Genomic DNA, 18114 nt, shown 5'->3' on the forward strand with positions numbered 1-18114 from the left:
CTCGAAGCGCATGCGCCGCAGGCGCGAGTCTCGAGTGCTCGAACGCGAGCCTTGGGGGCCGCGAACACGCGCGCCGAAGGCGCGCCGAAATTACCGCCTGAGGCCGAGGCGCTCGATGAGCGAACGGTAACGCTGGATATCGTTGTCCGCCAGGTACTTCGACAGCCGCTTCCGGCGCCCGATGAGCGCCATCAGCCCGTGCCGGGTGTGGTGGTCGTGCTTGTGCTTCTTGAGGTGCTCGGTGATGTCGGCGATCCGCTTCGACAGCAGCGCGATCTGGGCCTCCGGCGAGCCGGTGTCCTTCTCGTGCAGCCCGTACTCGGCGAGGATGGCCGACTTCTGCTCGGTGGTCAGTGCCATGCGGCGTCCACTCCTGTTTCTCAGTTCCGCGTGAATGGTTCCGGGGAAACCCCGGCTGGGCGCCGCCGCGGACCGCAGCAGACCCGAGGAGCCACCTTACCGGAGCCTCACTGGCGGGCGAGGACCGCCCTGGCCGCTTCGACGTCCCCGGCCATGGCGTCGACGAGCTGCTCGGTGCTGTCGAACTTGAGCATGCCGCGCAGGTGCTCGACGAAGTCGACGGCGACGTGCTGGCCGTAGAGGTCGGCTTCGCGGTCGAGGACGTAGGCCTCGACGGTGCGGGCCCGCCCGGAGAAGGTGGGGTTGGTGCCGACCGAGATGGCGGCCATGGCGCGCTGCCCCGGGGTGACGGTGCCGATGGTGGGGCCGGGCCCGAGCACGGTGAACCAGCCCGCGTAGACGCCGTCGGCGGGGATGGCGGCGTGCATGGGGGGTGCGACGTTGGCGGTCGGGTAGCCGAAGGTGCGCCCGCGGCCGTCGCCGTGCACGACGACGCCTTCGACCCGGTGCGGCCTGCCGAGCGCCTCGGTGGCGTTGGCCATGTCACCCGCGTCGACGCAGGCGCGGATGTAGGTGGAGGAGTAGGTGACGGTCTGTTCGCCGAGCAGGGTGACGGCGTCGACCTCGAAACCCCAGCGCAGCCCGAGTTCGCGCATGGTCTCGACGGTGCCCGCGGCCTTCTTGCCGAAGGTGAAGTTGTCGCCGACCACGACCTCGGCGACGTGCAGCCGCTCGACCAGCAGGTCGTGCACGTAGCGGGCGGGGGTGAGCTTCATGAACTCGTGCGTGAAGGGCATCACGCAGAACACGTCGACGCCGAGTTCCTCGGCCAGTTCGGCGCGCCGGGTCAGCGTGGTGAGCTGGGCCGGGTGCGAGCCGGGGCGCACCACCTCCATGGGGTGCGGGTCGAAGGTCATGAGCACCGCGGGCACGCCGCGCGCGGCGGCCGATTTCACCGCCCTGCTGATGAGTTGCGCGTGGCCCCGGTGCACACCGTCGAACACACCGATGGTGACCACGCAGCGTCCCCAGTCCGCGGGCACGTCGTCGAGACTTCGCCATCTCAGCACAGTGCGCAGCCTACGCACTGTGCGCGCCGATGCGTATTCGGGCCGGGGCCGGTCATGCTCGAGGTCACGGGTGGCGGTCGGGGCGGTGAATCGGAGGTTGCCGGTGGCGGTGCGGCGTGTGGATCGGGCGCGGAGTGCATAAGCTCGAAATGTGCCCGGGAAACGAGACATCACCACCCGCCGTGAGCTGACGGACGTTCCGGAGCCCGCGGTGGACGGCGCCGCGACGGTGGCGCCGGTGCTGAGTTCGGTCGCCCAGGACTACCTGAAGGTGATCTGGACGGCGCAGGAGTGGTCGCCGGAGAAGGTGTCGACGAAGCTGCTGGCGGAGCGGATCGGGGTCTCCGCGTCGACGGTCTCCGAGGCGGTGCGGAAGCTGGCCGACCAGGGGTTGGTGGTGCACGCGCGGTACGGCGCGATCACGCTGACCGAGGACGGGCGGCGGGCGGCGATCGCCATGGTGCGCAGGCATCGGCTGCTGGAGACGTTCCTGGTGAGCGAGCTGGGGTACGGCTGGGACGAGGTGCACGACGAGGCGGAGATCCTGGAGCACGCGGTCTCCGAGCTGCTGATGGCGCGGATCGACGCGAAGCTCGGGTATCCGGATCGGGATCCGCACGGTGATCCGATTCCGTCGGTGGACGGGGCGGTGCCGACGCCGCCCGCTCGCCCGCTGAGTGAGTTCGCGGCGGGTGAGTCGGGGCGGGTGGCGCGGATCTCGGATTCCGATCCGGATATGCTGCGGTACTTCGATTCGGTGGGGATCGCGCTGGACACCGTGATCAGCGTTGCCGAGCGACGGGATTTCGCCGGCACCATCGCGATTCGCATCGGTACCGCCGAGAAGCCGGTCGATCTCGGGCAGCCTGCGGCCGAGGCCATCTGGGTGACCACCTGACGGGGAGGTTGCGGCGCTCTATGCCGGCGACCCGGCTCCCGCCAATTCGCGGGCACGATCGGCGATGGCGGCCCCGAGTTCGGCGGTCGTAGCGGACCCCCCGAGGTCGGGGGTGAGGACCTGACCCGCCGCGAGCACCTCGTCGACAGCCCGCTCGACGGCACCGGCGGCACCGTCTTCCCCGAGGTGCCGAAGCAGCATGGCCCCGGCCAGGATCTGCGCCACGGGATTGGCGATCCCCTGCCCGGCGATATCCGGCGCACTCCCGTGCACCGCCTCGAACATGGACGGCGCCGACCGAGTCGGGTCGATATTGCCCGACGGCGCCAACCCGAGCCCCCCGGTCACCGCGGCGGCGAGATCGGAGAGGATGTCCCCGAACAGATTCGAGCCGACGATCACGTCGAGCCGATCCGGGTGCAGCACGATCTCGGCGGCGAGCGCGTCCACGTGCATCTCCCGGGTGGCGACCCCCGGATATTCGGCGGCGACCTCCTGGAAGACCCGGTCCCAGTACGGCATGGAGTGGATGAGCCCGTTCGACTTGGTGGCCGAGCAGAGCTTCCCGGACCGCTCGACGGCCCGGTCGAAGGCGTACCGGATGATCCGCTCACACCCGACTCGGGTGAACACCGACTCCTGCAGCACGAATTCGTCCGGCCGCCCGGGGTTGTGCGTGCCACCGATCTCGGAGTACTCCCCCTCGGAGTTCTCCCGCACGATGAGGATGTCCAACTCCTCGGCGGTCCGCCCGCGCAGCGCGGACTCGGTGCCGGGCAGCAGCTTGACCGGGCGCAGGTTCACGTACTGGCCGAAGGCCCGGCGCAGCGGGATCAGCAGCCCCCAGAGCGAGATGTGGTCCGGCACGCCGGGGAAGCCGACCGCCCCGAGCAGGATGGCGTCGAATCCGGCGAGCCGGGCGGGCCCGTCCGGCGGCATCATGGCCCCGGTGCGCAGGTAGTTCTCGCAGGACCAGTCGAACTCGGTCCACTCCAGCCCGGGCAGCACGGCGTCCAGCACCGCCACCGCCTCGACCGTCACGTCAACCCCGATGCCGTCGCCGGGGATGGTGGCAATCCGATAGCTCACAGTCGCACTCCGATGTATTTGGTCTCGAGGAATTCGTCGATGCCGGAGAACCCGCCCTCGCGCCCGAGGCCGGACTCCTTGACGCCGCCGAACGGCGCCGCCGGGTTGGACACCACGCCCTGGTTCAACCCCACCATGCCGGTCTCCAGCGCCTCGCAGACCCGCAGCCCGCGCCGCAGGTTCTCCGTGAAGACGTAGGCGACCAGGCCGTACGGGGTGTCGTTGGCGCGGGTGATCGCCTCCTGCTCGGTGTCGAAGACGCCGATGGCGGCGACCGGGCCGAAGATCTCGGTGTGGCACAGCTCGGCCGCGTCCGGCACGCCGGTCAGCACGGTGGCCGGGTAGAAGGTGCCCGGTCCGTCCGGCCGCTCGCCGCCGGTGAGCACCTCGGCGCCGCGCTGCCTGGCGTCGGCGACCAGGTGCTCCACCTTGGCGAGCGCGTCGGCGTCGATGAGCGGCCCGACGACCACGTCCGGCTCGGTGCCGCGGCCGATCGGCAGCGCCGCCATCCGCTCGGCGAGCCGCCTGCCGAACTCCTCGGCGACGCCGCGCTGCACCAGGATCCGGTTGGCGGCGGTGCAGGCCTGCCCGATATTGCGCATCTTGGCGGCGAGCGCGCCCTCCACCGCCTCGTCCAGGTCGGCGTCGTCGAAGACCAGCAGCGGGGCATTGCCGCCGAGCTCCATCGAGGTGCGCATGACGGTGCTCGCGCACTGCTCGAGCAACACCTTGCCGACCGCGGTGGAGCCGGTGAAGGAGAGCTTGCGGGAGCGCGGGTCGCGGATCATGGGCTCGATCACGGCGGCCGGGTCGGTGGTGGTGACCACGTTGACCACGCCCGCGGGCAGCCCGACCTGCTCCAGCACCGCGGCCAGCGCCAGCATGGAGAGCGGCGTCTGCTCGGCGGGCTTGATCACGCTGGTGCAGCCCGCCGCGAGCGCGGGCGCGATCTTGCGCGCGCCCATGGCGATCGGGAAGTTCCACGGCGTGATCAGCAGGCTCGGGCCGACCGGCTGCTTGGTCACGAGGAAGCGCGAGCCGCCGGTCGGGGCCTGCATGTAGCCGCCGTCGAGCCGGACCGCCTCCTCGGCGAACCAGCGGAAGAACTCGGCGGCGTAGGCGATCTCGCCGCGCGCCTCGGCGAGCGGCTTGCCCATCTCCAGGGTGAGCACCAGCCCCAGCCGGTCGACGTCGGCGAGCAGCGCGCGGTGCGCCCGCATGAGCAGGTCGCTGCGCTCGCGCGGCGGGGTCGCGGCCCAGTCGGCCTGCGCGTCGGCGGCGGCGGCGAGCGCGGCGATGCCGTCCTCGGCGCTCGCGTCCGCCACCTCGGCGATGGTCGCGCCGGTGGCCGGGTCCAGCACCGGGAAGGTGCGGGCGCCGTCGCGCCACTTGCCGCCGATGAACAGCCCCGTCGGCACGGTGTCCAGCGCGGCCCGCTCCTCTGACTGGGTGGGCATCCGGTCTCCTCTCGGCTCCGCGGCTTCCCTTGTCGGGACCGCCGGAGTCATGGTAGGCATATTGTCAACAATCCGACAACAGACAATCCACGGATTTCCTCACGGAGGGCGGATCCCCATGACCCAGCTGTCACCGGTGCTGAAGCAGGCCACTCCCGTCGTGGTCGAGCGGGGCGAGGGGTGCTACCTGCACGCCACCGACGGCCGCCGCTACCTGGACTTCACCGCGGGCATCGGGGTCACCAGCACCGGGCACTGCCACCCGCGCGTGGTCGCGGCGGCGCAGGAGCAGGTCGGCAAGCTGATCCACGGCCAGTACACGACGGTCATGCACCAGCCGCTGCTGCGGCTGACCGAGCGGCTCGGCGACGTGCTGCCCGGCGGGCTGGACACGCTCTTCTTCAGCAACTCCGGCAGCGAGGCGGTGGAGGCGTCGCTACGGCTGGTGCGGCAGGCCACCGGGCGCCCGAACGTGGTCGTCTTTCACGGCGGGTTCCACGGCCGCACCGTCGCCGCGGCCACCATGACCACCTCGGGCACCCGGTTCTCGGCCGGGTTCAGCCCGCTCATGTCCGGGGTGCACGTGGCCCCCTTCCCCACCGCCTACCGGTACGGCTGGAGCGAGGAGGAGGCCACCGCCTTCGCGCTGCGCGAGCTGGACTACATCCTCGCCACGCTGACCGGGCCCGCCGAGACCGCCGCCTTCATCGTGGAGCCGATGCTCGGCGAGGGCGGGTACATCCCCGGCAACACCGCGTTCTTCCACGGCCTGCGCGAGCGCGCCGACCGGCACGGCATCCTGCTGGTGATCGACGAGATCCAGACCGGGTTCGGCCGCACCGGCAGGTTCTTCGGGCACCAGCACTTCGATGTCCGGCCCGATGTCATCACCATTGCCAAGGGGCTGGCCAGCGGCTTCCCCATCTCCGGGATCGCGGCCTCGGCCGAGCTCATGGCGAAGGCGTGGCCGGGCTCGCAGGGCGGCACCTACGGCGGCAACGCGGTGGCCTGCGCGGCCGCGCTCGCCACGCTGGAGGTCATCGAGTCGGAGGGGCTGGTGCAGAATGCCGCCGACCGCGGCGCCGAGCTGCTGGCCGGGCTGCGCGAGCGGCAGACCAAGCAGATCGGCGACGTGCGCGGGCTCGGGCTGCTCGCGGGCTGCGAGTTCACCACCGCCACCGGCGAACCCGACCCGGAGACGGCGTCGGCCGCGCAGCAGGCGGCGGTCGCCAAGGGGCTGCTGCTGCTCACCTGCGGCGCGCACATGAACGTGGTGCGGATGATCCCGCCACTCATCGTCACCGACGCGCAGATCCGGGACGCGCTCGGCATCTGGTCCGAGGTGCTCGCCGAGCTGTAGCCGACCGGAAAAAATCTTCGAAGAATGTTTCGTGCCGTGTCGATTCGGCGGGCGGCCCGTTCGACCAAGGGGTGAGAGGGTTCGAACGGAACCCGCAGCCGAGGGAGACGGACACCATGAAGTACATGCTGATCATGCGCGCCACCGACGACGCCTACGCGTCGATGGGCGACATGGACGAGATGCTGGACACAATCGGGCGCTTCAACGACGAGCTGATCCGGGCGGGCGTGCTGCTCGCCGCGGAGGGGCTGGAGGACCCGGCCGAGGGCGTCGTGGTCGACTACGCCACCGACCCGCCGGTCGTCACCGACGGCCCCTACGGCGAGACCAAGGAGCTCTTCGGCGGCTACTACATCCTGAGCGTGGCCTCCAAGGAGGAGGCGGTGGAGTGGGCGAAGCGGATGCCCGCCACCGTCCCCGGGTTCAAGACCGAGATCAGGCGGGTGCCGGAGATCAGCGAGTTCCCGCAGGACAACGTGTGGATCCAGAAGGAGCGCGCCTGGCGTGAGGCCACCGGGCAGCTGTGAGCGGGCCGTCCGGGCGGGCGGCGGTGGCGGCGGTGTGGCGGATCGAGTCCGCGCGGATCGTCGGCGCGCTCGCCCGCTACACCGGCGAGTTCGCGCTGGCCGAGGATGTCGCGCAGGAGGCGCTGGCCGAGGCGCTCGTCGCCTGGCCGCGCGACGGGATCCCGCGCGACCCGGCCGCATGGCTGCTCGCCACCGGCAAGCGGCGCGCGATCGACGCCTTCCGGCGCAGCGCCGCGCTCGGTGACCGGTACGCCGCCTTCGCCCGCGAGCTGGGCGAGGGCGGCGCCGCCACCGGGGGCGAGCCCGCCGCGGCGGAGCCGGAGCCGTTCGACCCGGACCGGATCGACGACGACGTGCTCGCGCTGATGTTCGTCGCCTGCCACCCGATGCTCGCGGCGGAGGCGCGGATCGCGCTCACGCTGCGGGTGGTCGGCGGGCTCACCAGCGACGAGATCGCCGCCGCGTTCCTGGTGCCGACCGCGACCGTGCAGGCGCGGATCACCAGGGCCAAGAAGACGCTGGCCGCGGCGAAGGTGCCGTTCGTCGTACCCGCGCCGGAGGAGCGCGGGGAGCGGCTGGGGTCGGTGCTCGGCGTGCTGTATGTGATCTTCACCGAGGGGTCGTCGGCGAGCTCCGGGAATGAGCAGATCCGGCTCGACCTGGCGGCGGAGGCGCTGCGGTTGGCCCGCGTGCTGGCCCGGTTGGTGCCGGACCGGGCGGAGCCGCTCGGGTTGCTCGCGCTGCTGGAGTTGACGGCGGCGCGGTTCCCGGCGCGGGTAGGGGCGGACGGGGAGCCGGTGCTGCTGGAGCGGCAGGATCGGCGGCGGTGGGATCGGGACGGGATCCGGCGCGGGCGGGCGGCGCTCGCCAGGGCGGGGGCGATCGGGCTCGGGGCATACGGGGTGCAGGCGGCCATCGCCGAATGTCACGCGGTGGCTGCGACCTTCGGGGAGACGGATTGGGAGCGCATCGTGCTGCTGTACGAGGCGCTGGGGCGGATCGCGCCCTCGCCCGTGGTGCGGTTGAACCGGGCGGTAGCGGTGTCCATGGCGCGGGGGCCCGCGGTGGCGCTTCCGCTGGTCGACGGGTTGATCGCCGAGGGGGCGCTGGGTGGGTCGCACCTGCTGCCGAATGTGCGGGGTGAGCTGCTCGCCCGGTTGGGGCGGGACGCCGAGGCGCGGGCCGAGTTCACGAGTGCCATCGCGCTGTGCCGCAACGAGAAGGAGCGGGGTGTTCTGGAGCGCCGGGTCGCCGAACTCACGCCGTGAATGTCGCCTGCGTCGGCTTCGCCTCGCGCTCGACTGATTCGCGTTCGGGGGGATCGTGCGCGGGCGTCGGCGTACCGCCGGGCGTGCGCGCGGCGCGGGTCCCTTCGCTCAGGACAGGACGTGCTCCGCGTAGCGGGCGACGGCGAGGACGAGGTCGTCGGAGTGGCGGGGGCCGATGATCTGGAGGCCGACGGGGAGGCCCGCGGCGGTGCGGCCGACGGGGATGCTGATGGCGGGCTGCTGGGTGAGGTTGAAGGGGTAGGTGAAGGGGGTCCACTCGGGCCAGCCGCGCAGGTCGCTGCCTGGCGGCACGTCGTGCCCTGCCTCGAAGGCGGGGATCGGCACGGTCGGGGTGACGAGGACGTCGTGGTCCTGGTGGAAGGCGCCCATGGTGATCCCGAGCTGGGCGGCGACGTTGCGCGCCGCCAGGTACTCGACGGCGCTCACCCCGTCCCCGCGTTCCCACACCTTCCCCAAGCCGGGGTCGACCCGCTCCCGGCTGCCCGCCGGGAATCCGGCCAGCATGGTGGCCGCGCCCGCCGACCACAGGACCTCGAAGGCCTCCAGCGGGTCGCCGAAACCGGGGTCGGCCGCGGTCACCGCGAGTTCGGCGTCGGCGAGCCTGCGCACCGCCGCCTCGGTGATCGCGGCGACCTCGGGGTCGACGCGCACGTACCCCAGGTTCGGCGACCAGGCGACGCGCAGCCCGCGCACGTCCCGATTCAGCTCGCCGCGGAAGGTGGTGGGCGCGGGGGCGAGCGCGGTGGGGTCGCGCGGGTCCGGCAGCGCGAGGATGTCGAGCAGCAGCGCGGCGTCCTCGACCGTGCGGGTCATCGGCCCCGCGTGCGCGAGCGGGCCGAACGGGCTGGCCGGGAAGAGCGGCACCCGCCCGTGCGTGGGCTTGAACCCGACGATCCCGCAGAACGCGGCCGGAATCCGGATGCTGCCGCCGCCGTCGGTGCCGACCGAGACCGGCCCCATCCCGCCCGCGACCGCCGCCGCGCTCCCCCCGGACGAGCCGCCCGCGGTGGTGGCGGGCGCGACCGGGTTGCGGGTGATGCCGGTGAGCGGGCTGTCGGTCACCGCCTTCCAAGCGATCTCCGGCGTGGTGGTCTTGCCGACGAAGACCATGCCGTCCGCGCGCATCCGCGCGGTGACCGGGCTGTCCACCGTCCACGGCCCGGCCGGGTCGACCGAGGTGGAGCCGCGCCGGGTGGGCCAGTCCGCGGTGAGGAAGATGTCCTTGATCGAGACCGGGACGCCGTCCAGCAGCCCGCGCGCGGAGCCGGAGTGCCAGCGCTCCTCGGAGGCCTTGGCCTGCAGCAGCGCGCGCTCCGGGTCGACCAGGCAGAAGGCGTTCACCGCCGGGTCGCGCTCGGTGATCGCCGCGAGCACCGCCTCGGTCGCCTCGACCGGGGAGAGCGCGCCCGCCGCGTACGCCGAGACCAGCTGGACGGCGGTCATCGCGGCGGGGTCGGTGTTCTCGGGGTAGCTCATCGAGGGGGCTCCTTCAGCCGGGCACGTACCCGAGTTCCTTGTCGACCACGTTGTCCAGGGGGCGTCCGGCGACCCAGTTGTCGAAGTTGTCGGCGAACGCGGACAGGATTGCCCCGCTCCACCCGATCCAATCGCCGGAGTTGTGCGGGGTGATGCGGACGCCGGGCAGCGTCCAGAGCGGGTGCTCGCGCGGCAGCGGCTCCGGGTCGACCACGTCCAGCGCGGCGCCCGCGAGCACGCCGGTGCGGATAGCATCGACCAGCGCGGCCGTCACCACCAGCTCGCCGCGGCCGACGTTGACGAAGCGCGCGTGCGGCTTCATCGCGGCGAAGGCGGCGGCGTCGAACATGTGCCTGGTCCGCTCGGTGAGCGGCGCGACCGCCACCACGTAGTCGGCGTTCGGCAGCTCGGCGTGCAGGTCGGTGCCGACGGTGCCGAAGTCCGGGTCGCCGGTGCGCTCCCGCCTGCCGATCGCCGAGACCCGCATCCCCACCGCGCGCAGCAGCCGGGCGATGGCCCTGCCGATCCCGCCGGTGCCGACGATCAGCACCGAGGCGCCCGCGATCCGCTCGTTCTCCCGGTGCTCCCACTCGCGCCGGTGCTGCCGGAGCAGCGCACCGCCGAGATCCTTGGCGAAGCCGAGGATCTGGCCGAGCACGTACTCGGCGATGGCCGCGTCGAAGACGCCGCGGGTATTGGTCACCACCACGTCGCTCGCGACCAGCGCGGGGAACATCGCCGCGTCGACGCCGGTCGACCCCATGTGCAGCCAGCGCAGCGCGTCCGCCGCCTGCCAGGCCGCGGGCAGCACGTCGGTGGCGAAGTCGAGCACGAAGAGCACGTCCGCCCCGCGCAGCGCCGCCTGCAGCCCGGCCGCGCCGGTCCAGCGCAGCTCGGCGCGCTCGGCGACCCGGGACAGCGCCCCGGCGTCGGGCGGGTGGTCGCCGTGCAGGACGGTGATCACAGGGGCCTTTTCCACGTTGACACCGTAGGATCGCATCGTATGATTGTCAACAATCCGCACATGAGGGGCCGGGGTGGTCCCGGTCGCGCCCGCGCTGGGTACCCTCTGCACCGGGAGGCCGAGTGATGTCCGTCGTTGATTTCCAGCCGGTGAACCGGAAGTCGACCGCGGAGATGATCGCGGACCGGCTCCGGGACGCCATCATGCGCGGCAGCCTCGCCCCCGGCGCGCAGCTCGGCGAGGCCGACCTGGCGGCGCAATTCGCGGTGAGCCGCGGCCCGGTGCGCGAGGCCATGCAGCGGCTGGTCTCGGAGGGGCTGCTGCACAGCATCCGGCACCGGGGCATCTTCGTCATCGAGCTCGCGCTCGACGACGTCGTCGACATCTACCGGGCCAGGACCGCGCTGGAGGGCGGCGCGCTGGAGCTGATCCTGGACGGCAGGCGCGAGATCGCCGCCGCCGCGCTCGCGCCCAGCGTCGCCGACATGGCGGTCAAGGCCGAGGCCGGAGACGCGGTCGGGGTCTCCGACGCGGACCAGGCGTTCCACGAGGCGCTGGTGCGCAGCTCCGGCAGCCCCCGGCTGGTGCGCGCCGCGCGCACCCTGCTGATCGAGACCCGGATGTGCCTCGGCGCGCTGCAGACCACCTACCCGGACCTGCGCGAGCAGGTCGGGGAGCACATCGCGCTGCGCGAGGCGATCGGCGCGGGCGCGCCGGAGCGGGCGCGGAAGCTGCTGGTCGAGCACATGACCGACGCCGTCGAGCGGCTGCGCACGCAGATCAACTCCTGACCCGCTCGTCGGCGTCGGCGAGCGCCAGGAAAGCCAGCGGCAGCAGCACTTCGAGCGCGGTGAGCACGAGCGCGAAGGGATGCGGCAGGCCGTGCACGGCGATGGAGAGGAAGCGGCCCACCGCGCCGAGCAGCATGATCCCCGCCAGGATCCGGACGGCGGTCGCCGAAATCGGGGTGCGCCGCGCGACCAGGATCCAGGCCAGCCCGTAGCCGGCGAAGACCGCGCCGAAGAAGCGCGCCTGGCTGTCCGCGGTGGCGCCCGGCGCGCCCATGTCCGGGAAGATCGCCTCGCCGAACGCCACGTGCGCGAGCCCGATCAGCGTGCACACCACCCCCGTGACCAGCGCCGACCAGCGCAGTACCGACGACCCCATGATACCCTCCCGAGTTAGTAGACGTACGTCTACTATGGCGTGCCGGTAGACGCGCGTCAACTAAGCTGGCGCACATGGTTCGCCGTCGCCTGACCCCGGAGCAGCGCCGCGCCCAGATCGTCGAGGCGGGGGCCGGGCTCTTCGCCGACCGCCCGTACGAGGCGGTGCTCATGGAGGAGGTGGCCGCCGCCGCGGGGATCTCCCGCGCCCTGCTCTACCGGCACTTCCCCGCCAAGCGGGACCTCTTCGTCGCCGTCTACGAGCAGGCCGCGGCGCGGCTCCTGGTGGAATCCTCGTTCGACCCCGCACTTCCGGTGCCGGAGCAGATCTCGGCCGCGCTGCACACGCACCTCGACTATTTCGAGGCCAATCCGCACACGGTCATCGCGGCCAATCGGGTGCTCGCCGCCGACCCGACCATCCAGGGCATCATCGCGGGCGAGCTCGGCGAACTCCGCAGGCGCATGCTCGACGAACTCGGGCTCCCCGCGGCCGGGCGGGCCGCCGCCGAGTCGGTGATCGGCGCCTGGCTCACCTTCGTCCGGGTGCTCACCGTGGACTGGCTGGAGCACGGCGCCGTCACCCGCGCCGACATGCACGCCATCTGTACCGGAGCCCTGCTCGGCGCGCTCGGCCCCCTGCTGGGCGAGGCGCCGGTCAGAACCCCGCGGGCCGCACCACCATGACCGAGGCCGCCCGCTTCCCGCTCTCCCGCAGCAGCGCGATCGCCCTCCCCTCGGGATCGACCGCCGCGTACACGTCGTCCCGCCCGACCGGCGCCAACCACCGCCCGTTGCGCAGATCCTCGGCCTGCGCCGGGTCGATGTCGCGCAGCGGGAACGCCGCGCGCACGGCCGCGTCCATGGGCAGCGAGAGCTCCGGCGCCTCGGCGAGCGCCTCGAGGGTGCGCGCGTGCTCCAGGGTGAACGGCCCGACCCGGGTGCGGCGCAGCGCGGTCAGGTGCCCCCCGACGCCGAGCGCGGCGCCGAGGTCGCGGGCCAGCGCCCGGATGTAGGTCCCGGACGAGCACTCCACCTCGACCTCGAGGTCGACGAACTCCCCGCGGTCGTGCCGCGCGAGCACCGCGAACCGCGACACCGTCACCGGCCGCGCGGGCAGCTGCACGTCCTCCCCCGCTCGGTGCCTGGCGTACGCCCGCTCCCCGTCGATCTTGATCGCGCTCACCGTCGCGGGCACCTGCTGGATGTCCCCGGTCAGCGCGGCGACCCCGGCCGCGATCGCCGCGTCGGTGACGTGCCCCGCGGGTACGGTGGCGAGCACCTCCCCCTCGGCGTCGTCGGTCGTGGTGCTCGCCCCGAGCCGCACCACCGCCGAGTACGCCTTGGTGGTGAGCGTCAGCAACCCGAGCAGCTTGGTGGCCCGCTCCACCCCGAGCACCAGCACCCCGGTCGCCATCGGGTCCAGCGTCCCCGCGTGCCCGACCTTCCGCGTCCCCAGGATCCTGCGGCACCTGGCCACCACGTCGTGGCTGGTCATACCGGGATCCTTGTCGACGATCAGCAATCCGCCGAGCGCGTCCATCAGGCGGTCGCGATCGCGGTCAGGATCAGCCCGCCCGCGATCTGCCAGCGGCCGTCGAAGTCGAGCAGCGGCCTGCCGCCGTCGTTGGTCCCGCCAGGGACCAGCAGCTTCGTGTGGAACGTGCCCGCGCCGGAGTCCGACCCCGCCTCGTCGACGGTGAAGGTGATGTGCGCGTCCTCGAAGCCGAGCCAGCGCAGCGTGAGCGGGAACCACGCCTTGTAGGTGGCCTCCTTGGCGCAGAAGAGCAGTCGGTCCAGGTGCAGCGGGCTGTCCGTTTCCTGCAGCCACTGCCGCTCCTCGGGCAGGCTGACCGAGTCCAGCACCCCGTCGGGCAGCTCGGCGTGCGGCTCGGCGTCGATGCCGACCGAGCGGAAGCGCAGCGCGTGGCCGAGCGCGGCGGCGCGGTAACCGTCGCAGTGCGTCAGGCTGCCGACGATCCCGCGCGGGAAGAGCGGCATGCCGCGCTCCCCCTTGCCGATCGGCACCTCCGCCTCGCCCAGCTGGGCCAGCGCCTGCCTGGCGCAGTGCCGTGCCCCGATGAAGTCGCGCCTGCGCTTCTCCACCGACTTGGCGATGAGGTGCTCCTCGGCGGGGTGCGCGCGCAGCCCCTCCGGGTACTCCAGCAGCTCCGCGGCGGCGATCCCGGACGGCAGAATGTTCTCGATCATCGGCGTCGAGCCTAGTCCAGCCCGCGCTCAGATCCCGCGCCGGCGCTGCGCCTTGGCCCGCATCTCCTCGGCCGCGGCCTCCATCTCGGGGGTGATCCGGAAGTGGCCGCCGAACTTGTTCAGCGAGCCCGGCGGGTACTCGGGCGCGGGCAGGATCTGGCGCAGCAGGGTGTCCGGGAGGCCGCGGCGCTGCCACTCGCGCGGGTAGCCGAGCGAGACCTCCTCGAAGCGCACGCCGTCGTACCAGGAGGTGCGCGGGATGTGCAGGTGCCCGTATACCGCGCAGACGGTGTTGTACCGCAGGTGCCACTCGGCGGTGAGCGTGGTCCCGCACCAGAGCGAGAACTCCGGGTAGAACAGCACATCCGTGGGCTCGCGGACCAGTGGGAAGTGGTTGATCAGCACGACCGGGGTGCCCGGCTCGAGCGCGTTCAGCCTGCGCTCGGTGGCCTGCACCCTGGCGTGGCACCAGGCGTCGCGGGTGACGTAGGGGTCCGGCGCGAGCAGGAACTCGTCGGTGGCGACGACATTGCGCTCGCGGGCGACCGCCAGCCCCTCGGCCTTGGTCTTGGTCCCCTCGGGCAGGAACGAGTAGTCGTAGAGCAGGAACATCGGCACCAGCGTGACGGCGCCGCCGTGCTCCTCGGAGCCCGCGCCGCGCCAGACCGGGTACGGGTCCTCGGGCGTCACCACGTCCAGGTCGCGGCAGAGCGAGACCAGGTAGTCGTACCGCGGCGCCCCGTGCATCTGCACCGGGTCCTTGGCGGTGGTCCACAGCTCGTGGTTGCCCGGCACCCAGATGACCTTGGCGAACCGGCTGCGCAGCAGCTCCAGCGCCCAGCGGATGTCCTCGGTCTTCTCGGCGACGTCACCGGCGACGATCAGCCAGTCCTCCGGCGAGTCCGCCCGGATCTGCTCCACCACGGGCTTGTTGCCCTGGTGACCGACGTGGATGTCGCTCACCGCCATCAACTTGGGTATCACCCGATCCACGGTGCCACATCCGGCGGCGGCACCGGCGGGCAGCACGCGGGGCGCACCGCAGCCAGGACCCGAAAGATCAGCCGGGCACGTCGGCGCCGACCCGGACCCAGCGCCCGGAGACCGCGCGGGCGCCGACCGCGAGCAGCCGGGCGAGCATGAAGACCACCAGCCCGCCCCAGATCCCGGCGACACCCCAGTCGAAGGCGAGCGCCAGCCAGATGCCGGGCAGGAAGCCGAGCAGCGCGGCCGCCATGGTGGTGGTGCGGAGGTAGGCGGCGTCGCCCGCGCCGAGCAGCACGCCGTCCAGCGCGAAGACCACCCCCGCCACCGGGATGATGGCGACGAAGAACCACCAGATCACGCCGATCCGGTCCAGCACGGCGGGGTCGGTGGTGAACAGCGCGGGCAGCCCGGCCGCGGCGAGCGCGAAGCAGCAGGCCAGCGCCACCGCGAAGAGCAGCGACCAGCGGGTCACCCGGCCCGCCAGGCCGCGGGCGCCAAGCCCGTCGCCCGCGCCGAGCGCCGCGCCGACCAGGGTCTGCGCCGCGATGGCGAGCGCGTCGAGGGTGAGCGCGAGGAAGTTCCACAGCTGCAGCACCACCTGGTGCGCGGCGACCGAGGCGGCGCCGAACCGGGAGGCCACCGCCGCGGCGGAGACGAAGCAGGCCTGGAAGGCCAGGCTGCGCACGATGAGGTCGCGGCCGAGCACCAGCTGCGCGCGCATGACCGCCCAGCGCGGGCGCAGCGGCGCGCGCTCCCCGGCCAGCGCGGCCAGGAAGAGCGCGGCGGTCACCGCCTGGCCCGCGACGTTCGCGACCGCCGAGCCGGGCAGCCCCCAGCGCGGCGCGAACCACAGCCCGTGCACCAGCACCGGGCAGAGCAGCGCCGAGAGCGCGAGCCCGCACACCACGAAGAGCAGCGGCCGCCTGGTCTCCTGCAGCCCGCGCAGCCAGCCGTTGCCCGCCATGGCGACCAGGATGAGCGGCACCCCGAACAGCGCGATCCGCACCCAGGGCACGGCCTCGTCGGCGATCTCGGCGCCGCCCGCGATCAGCGAGATCAGCGGGGCGGCGGCGGCCTGCACCACGAGCAGCAGCGCCAGCCCGATGCCGAGCGCCAGCCAGGTGGCCTGAACACCCTCGGCCACCGCGCCCGCCCGGTCGCCCGCGCCGTGCCTGCGCGCCGAGCGCGCCGTTGTGCCGTAGGAGAGGAAGGTGAGCTGGGTGCTGACCTGGGCCAGGATCAGCCCGCCGACCGCGAGCCCGGCCAGCGCCTGCGCGCCGAGCCTGCCCACCACCGCGAGGTCGAACAGCAGGTAGAGCGGTTCGGCGACGAGCACGCCGAGCGTCGGGATCGCCAGCGCCAGCAGCCGTCTCGGTCCCGCGTCGGCCGCCGCCGGAGCAACACCGCTCATCCGAGCGCGGCGAGCAGGGCGGCGAGGATGTCGTCGGGGGTGCCGTGCGCGGTGTACCCGGCGGCGAAGCGGTGTCCGCCGCCGCCGAGCGCGGTGGCGACGGCGGACACGTCCACTCCGTCGTGCACCCCCGGCCCGCTGTTCCGGGAGCGCAGCGAGACGGTCCAGCGGCCGTCGACGGTCCGGTGCTCCTTGAAGACGGCGGCGATCCCGGCCTCGGCGCTGGTGCGCACGATGTCGATCACGCTCTCCACCTCCTCGGCACCGAGCCCGCCCACGTCGGCGCGGCGCACGTAGGCGTAGGCCAGCCCGACCCCGCCCGCCACATCGGGCGCCAACCGCGCGCTGCCGAGCACCGCGGCGAGCATGGGCAGCCAGCCGAACGGGTGCGTGTCGAGCAGCGTGCGGGAGATCTCGGCGCCGTCGATCCCGGTGCGGAGCAGCCGCTCGGCCAACCCGTGCGTCCCGGGCCGCACCCAGCGGAAGGAGCCGGTGTCGGTGACCAGCCCCGCGTACAGGCAGTGCGCCACCGCGGCGTCGATCGGCTCGCCCCAGGCGTCCAGCACCCTGGCGACCACCCCCGCGGTCGACTCGGCGTCCGGGTCGACGAGGTTGATCGCGCCGAACCCGGTGTTGGAGCGGTGGTGGTCGATCACCAGCGTGGTCGCCGCACCCGCCAGCCGGTCGGCGAGCGCGCCGAGCCGCCCCGCGCTGCCGCAGTCGACGGTGACCAGCAGGTCGACCGTGGCGGGCACCTCCGCGGGCGGGACCAGCAACCCCGCGGCGGGCAGGCTGCGCATGGAGACCGGCAGCTCGGCGGGCTCGGCGAAGGAGACCCACACCGGGACCCCGCGCCTGCGCAGCACGTGCGCCAGCGCGAGCCCGCTGCCGACGGTGTCGGCGTCCGGCTGGACATGACACAGGATGGTGACCGATCGGGCCGCGTCCAGCGCTCGTACCGCCGGGCCCAGCTCGACCGGCTCATCCGTGGAGATCATGGTTCGTGCCGGTTACTCGTCGTCGTCGCGATCGCTCTTGTACGGGTCCGGCTCGCCCGCGGGGGTGGCGTTCGCCGCCACCCTGGCCACCGCGTCGTCCTGCGCCTTGGCACGCGCCAGCAGCTCTTCCATCTCGCGCGCGGCGTCCGGCACGGTGTCCAGCACGAAGGCCAGCGTCGGGGTGAACTTGACCCCGGTGCCCGCGCCCACTTTCGAGCGCAGCACCCCCTTGGCCTTCTCCAGCCCGGCCGCCGCGGCGGTGTAATCCGGCTCCGCGTCGAGGGTTTCGCCGAGCACCGTGTAGTAGACGGTGGCGTCGCGCAGGTCGCCGGTGACCTTCGCGTCGGTGACGGTGATGAAACGCAGCCGCGGGTCCTTGATCTCGTACTCGATCGCGGTCGCCACGATCGAGGAGATCCGCTTCGCGAGGCGGCGTGCTCTGGCCTGATCCACCATGGCCGGTTCCTCCTGTCCTGATATGGGAACGGCGTCGGCGAGGACGTTCTCAGTCCTCCGGTCCGAAGATGCGGCGGCGCACCGCCAGCAACTCTAGCTCCGGACGCGCGGCCACGTGCCGCTCACAACGGTCGAGGACCGTTGTCAATTGGTCCATTCCCGCGCTCACCATCGCCACACCCAGCTGGGAGCGGCGATGCAGATCGTGGTCCCCACCCTCGGCGGCACTCACCCCGAAGCGCTGCAGTTCGGCCAGCACCGGCCGGATCACCTTGCGCTTCTCCTTGAGCGAGTGCACGTCCCCGAGCAGGATGTCGAATTCGAGTGCACCGAGGTACACGTTCACCTCCGGGTAGGGCCGCGCGAGGGCGCCCCGGCCCGAAGGCCGGGGC

20 protein-coding genes are annotated in these 18114 nt (G+C 72.8%); 6 read left to right on the top strand and 14 right to left on the bottom strand.

The window, feature by feature from the left end:
- Window positions 1–90 precede the first annotated feature (90 nt).
- Window positions 91–360, bottom strand: coding sequence for a 30S ribosomal protein S15 (gene rpsO / locus ACFUUZ_RS29660; protein WP_378701973.1), 270 nt, complete (start codon window positions 358–360; stop codon window positions 91–93).
- 107 nt (window positions 361–467) lie between these two features.
- A complete protein-coding gene (locus ACFUUZ_RS29665) occupies window positions 468–1430 on the bottom strand; it encodes a bifunctional riboflavin kinase/FAD synthetase (protein ID WP_378701975.1) in 963 nt (320 codons plus the stop codon).
- 229 nt (window positions 1431–1659) lie between these two features.
- On the opposite strand from ACFUUZ_RS29665, the gene ACFUUZ_RS29670 reads away from it, so the two are divergent.
- Window positions 1660–2328 (top strand): metal-dependent transcriptional regulator, encoded by a 669-nt coding sequence (locus ACFUUZ_RS29670; protein WP_378702009.1) that lies wholly within the window; start codon window positions 1660–1662, stop codon window positions 2326–2328.
- A gap of 18 nt (window positions 2329–2346) precedes the next feature.
- Here the strand turns inward: ACFUUZ_RS29670 and ACFUUZ_RS29675 are convergent, their stop codons facing one another.
- The gene (locus ACFUUZ_RS29675; RefSeq protein ID WP_378701977.1) at window positions 2347–3417 is read right to left on the bottom strand and encodes a tartrate dehydrogenase; all 1071 of its coding nucleotides are present in this window, start codon (window positions 3415–3417) and stop codon (window positions 2347–2349) included.
- Window positions 3414–4874 (bottom strand): NAD-dependent succinate-semialdehyde dehydrogenase, encoded by a 1461-nt coding sequence (locus tag ACFUUZ_RS29680; protein ID WP_378701979.1) that lies wholly within the window; start codon window positions 4872–4874, stop codon window positions 3414–3416. The genes ACFUUZ_RS29675 and ACFUUZ_RS29680 overlap by 4 nt, the downstream gene beginning before the upstream one ends.
- Window positions 4875–4992: 118 nt before the next feature.
- On the opposite strand from ACFUUZ_RS29680, the gene ACFUUZ_RS29685 reads away from it, so the two are divergent.
- From ACFUUZ_RS29685 to ACFUUZ_RS29695, 3 genes are all read left to right on the top strand, one after another.
- Entirely contained in the window at window positions 4993–6234 is a 1242-nt protein-coding gene (locus ACFUUZ_RS29685) for an aspartate aminotransferase family protein (RefSeq protein ID WP_378701981.1), read from the top strand.
- Window positions 6235–6350: 116 nt separating this feature from the next.
- Complete coding sequence (locus ACFUUZ_RS29690) at window positions 6351–6764, top strand: YciI family protein (protein WP_378701983.1); 414 nt, start codon at window positions 6351–6353, stop codon at window positions 6762–6764.
- Window positions 6761–8032 (top strand): RNA polymerase sigma factor, encoded by a 1272-nt coding sequence (locus tag ACFUUZ_RS29695; protein ID WP_378701985.1) that lies wholly within the window; start codon window positions 6761–6763, stop codon window positions 8030–8032. Before ACFUUZ_RS29690 ends, ACFUUZ_RS29695 begins: the two co-directional genes overlap by 4 nt.
- Before the next feature lie 108 nt (window positions 8033–8140).
- Here ACFUUZ_RS29695 and ACFUUZ_RS29700 read toward each other — a convergent pair whose 3' ends face one another.
- Both ACFUUZ_RS29700 and ACFUUZ_RS29705 read right to left on the bottom strand, forming a co-directional pair.
- Complete coding sequence (locus ACFUUZ_RS29700; protein WP_378701987.1) at window positions 8141–9529, bottom strand: amidase; 1389 nt, start codon at window positions 9527–9529, stop codon at window positions 8141–8143.
- Window positions 9530–9542: 13 nt separating this feature from the next.
- On the bottom strand, window positions 9543–10508 hold the full coding sequence (locus tag ACFUUZ_RS29705) for a D-2-hydroxyacid dehydrogenase (RefSeq protein WP_378701989.1): 966 nt from the start codon (window positions 10506–10508) through the stop codon (window positions 9543–9545).
- Window positions 10509–10618: 110 nt separating this feature from the next.
- On the opposite strand from ACFUUZ_RS29705, the gene ACFUUZ_RS29710 reads away from it, so the two are divergent.
- The gene (locus tag ACFUUZ_RS29710; RefSeq protein WP_378701991.1) at window positions 10619–11284 is read left to right on the top strand and encodes a GntR family transcriptional regulator; all 666 of its coding nucleotides are present in this window, start codon (window positions 10619–10621) and stop codon (window positions 11282–11284) included.
- On the opposite strand, the gene ACFUUZ_RS29715 is transcribed toward ACFUUZ_RS29710, so the two are convergent.
- Window positions 11274–11660 carry a DUF4345 domain-containing protein gene (locus ACFUUZ_RS29715; RefSeq protein WP_378701993.1) on the bottom strand — a complete coding sequence of 129 codons (387 nt, stop codon included), beginning with the start codon at window positions 11658–11660 and terminating at the stop codon, window positions 11274–11276. The two genes, ACFUUZ_RS29710 and ACFUUZ_RS29715, sit on opposite strands and share 11 nt — an antisense overlap.
- Before the next feature lie 74 nt (window positions 11661–11734).
- On the opposite strand from ACFUUZ_RS29715, the gene ACFUUZ_RS29720 reads away from it, so the two are divergent.
- Window positions 11735–12346 (top strand): TetR/AcrR family transcriptional regulator, encoded by a 612-nt coding sequence (locus ACFUUZ_RS29720; RefSeq protein ID WP_378701995.1) that lies wholly within the window; start codon window positions 11735–11737, stop codon window positions 12344–12346.
- On the opposite strand, the gene truB is transcribed toward ACFUUZ_RS29720, so the two are convergent.
- The 7 genes from truB to ACFUUZ_RS29755 all read right to left on the bottom strand — a co-directional run bounded on the left by truB (window position 12318) and on the right by ACFUUZ_RS29755 (window position 18062).
- Window positions 12318–13202, bottom strand: a complete 885-nt coding sequence (truB, locus tag ACFUUZ_RS29725) for a tRNA pseudouridine(55) synthase TruB (protein WP_378701997.1) — start codon at window positions 13200–13202, stop codon at window positions 12318–12320. The genes ACFUUZ_RS29720 and truB overlap by 29 nt on opposite strands.
- Window positions 13202–13870 carry a 4'-phosphopantetheinyl transferase Npt gene (gene npt, locus ACFUUZ_RS29730; protein WP_378701999.1) on the bottom strand — a complete coding sequence of 223 codons (669 nt, stop codon included), beginning with the start codon at window positions 13868–13870 and terminating at the stop codon, window positions 13202–13204. The genes truB and npt overlap by 1 nt, the downstream gene beginning before the upstream one ends.
- A 27-nt stretch (window positions 13871–13897) precedes the next feature.
- Window positions 13898–14854 carry a metallophosphoesterase family protein gene (locus ACFUUZ_RS29735; protein WP_378702001.1) on the bottom strand — a complete coding sequence of 319 codons (957 nt, stop codon included), beginning with the start codon at window positions 14852–14854 and terminating at the stop codon, window positions 13898–13900.
- A gap of 76 nt (window positions 14855–14930) precedes the next feature.
- Entirely contained in the window at window positions 14931–16268 is a 1338-nt protein-coding gene (locus tag ACFUUZ_RS29740) for an MATE family efflux transporter (RefSeq protein WP_378702003.1), read from the bottom strand.
- Entirely contained in the window at window positions 16265–17266 is a 1002-nt protein-coding gene (locus ACFUUZ_RS29745) for a bifunctional oligoribonuclease/PAP phosphatase NrnA (RefSeq protein ID WP_378702005.1), read from the bottom strand. Before ACFUUZ_RS29745 ends, ACFUUZ_RS29740 begins: the two co-directional genes overlap by 4 nt.
- Window positions 17267–17278: 12 nt before the next feature.
- On the bottom strand, window positions 17279–17722 hold the full coding sequence (gene rbfA, locus ACFUUZ_RS29750; protein WP_378702007.1) for a 30S ribosome-binding factor RbfA: 444 nt from the start codon (window positions 17720–17722) through the stop codon (window positions 17279–17281).
- 49 nt (window positions 17723–17771) lie between these two features.
- Window positions 17772–18062, bottom strand: coding sequence for a DUF503 domain-containing protein (locus ACFUUZ_RS29755; RefSeq protein WP_357026756.1), 291 nt, complete (start codon window positions 18060–18062; stop codon window positions 17772–17774).
- Window positions 18063–18114 lie beyond the last annotated feature (52 nt).

The organism is Nocardia sp. NPDC057353, from assembly GCF_042667085.1.
Taxonomy (GTDB): domain Bacteria; phylum Actinomycetota; class Actinomycetes; order Mycobacteriales; family Mycobacteriaceae; genus Nocardia.

Coding starts and splice junctions, on each gene's coding strand:
- rpsO (WP_378701973.1), bottom strand. CDS start 360: ATGGCACTGACCACCGAGCAGAAGTCGGCCATCCTCGCCGAGTACGGG.
- ACFUUZ_RS29680 (WP_378701979.1), bottom strand. CDS start 4,874: ATGCCCACCCAGTCAGAGGAGCGGGCCGCGCTGGACACCGTGCCGACG.
- ACFUUZ_RS29685 (WP_378701981.1), top strand. CDS start 4,993: ATGACCCAGCTGTCACCGGTGCTGAAGCAGGCCACTCCCGTCGTGGTC.
- ACFUUZ_RS29690 (WP_378701983.1), top strand. CDS start 6,351: ATGAAGTACATGCTGATCATGCGCGCCACCGACGACGCCTACGCGTCG.
- ACFUUZ_RS29700 (WP_378701987.1), bottom strand. CDS start 9,529: ATGAGCTACCCCGAGAACACCGACCCCGCCGCGATGACCGCCGTCCAG.
- ACFUUZ_RS29710 (WP_378701991.1), top strand. CDS start 10,619: ATGTCCGTCGTTGATTTCCAGCCGGTGAACCGGAAGTCGACCGCGGAG.
- ACFUUZ_RS29715 (WP_378701993.1), bottom strand. CDS start 11,660: ATGGGGTCGTCGGTACTGCGCTGGTCGGCGCTGGTCACGGGGGTGGTG.
- ACFUUZ_RS29720 (WP_378701995.1), top strand. CDS start 11,735: ATGGTTCGCCGTCGCCTGACCCCGGAGCAGCGCCGCGCCCAGATCGTC.
- truB (WP_378701997.1), bottom strand. CDS start 13,202: ATGGACGCGCTCGGCGGATTGCTGATCGTCGACAAGGATCCCGGTATG.
- npt (WP_378701999.1), bottom strand. CDS start 13,870: ATGATCGAGAACATTCTGCCGTCCGGGATCGCCGCCGCGGAGCTGCTG.
- ACFUUZ_RS29740 (WP_378702003.1), bottom strand. CDS start 16,268: ATGAGCGGTGTTGCTCCGGCGGCGGCCGACGCGGGACCGAGACGGCTG.
- ACFUUZ_RS29745 (WP_378702005.1), bottom strand. CDS start 17,266: ATGATCTCCACGGATGAGCCGGTCGAGCTGGGCCCGGCGGTACGAGCG.
- rbfA (WP_378702007.1), bottom strand. CDS start 17,722: ATGGTGGATCAGGCCAGAGCACGCCGCCTCGCGAAGCGGATCTCCTCG.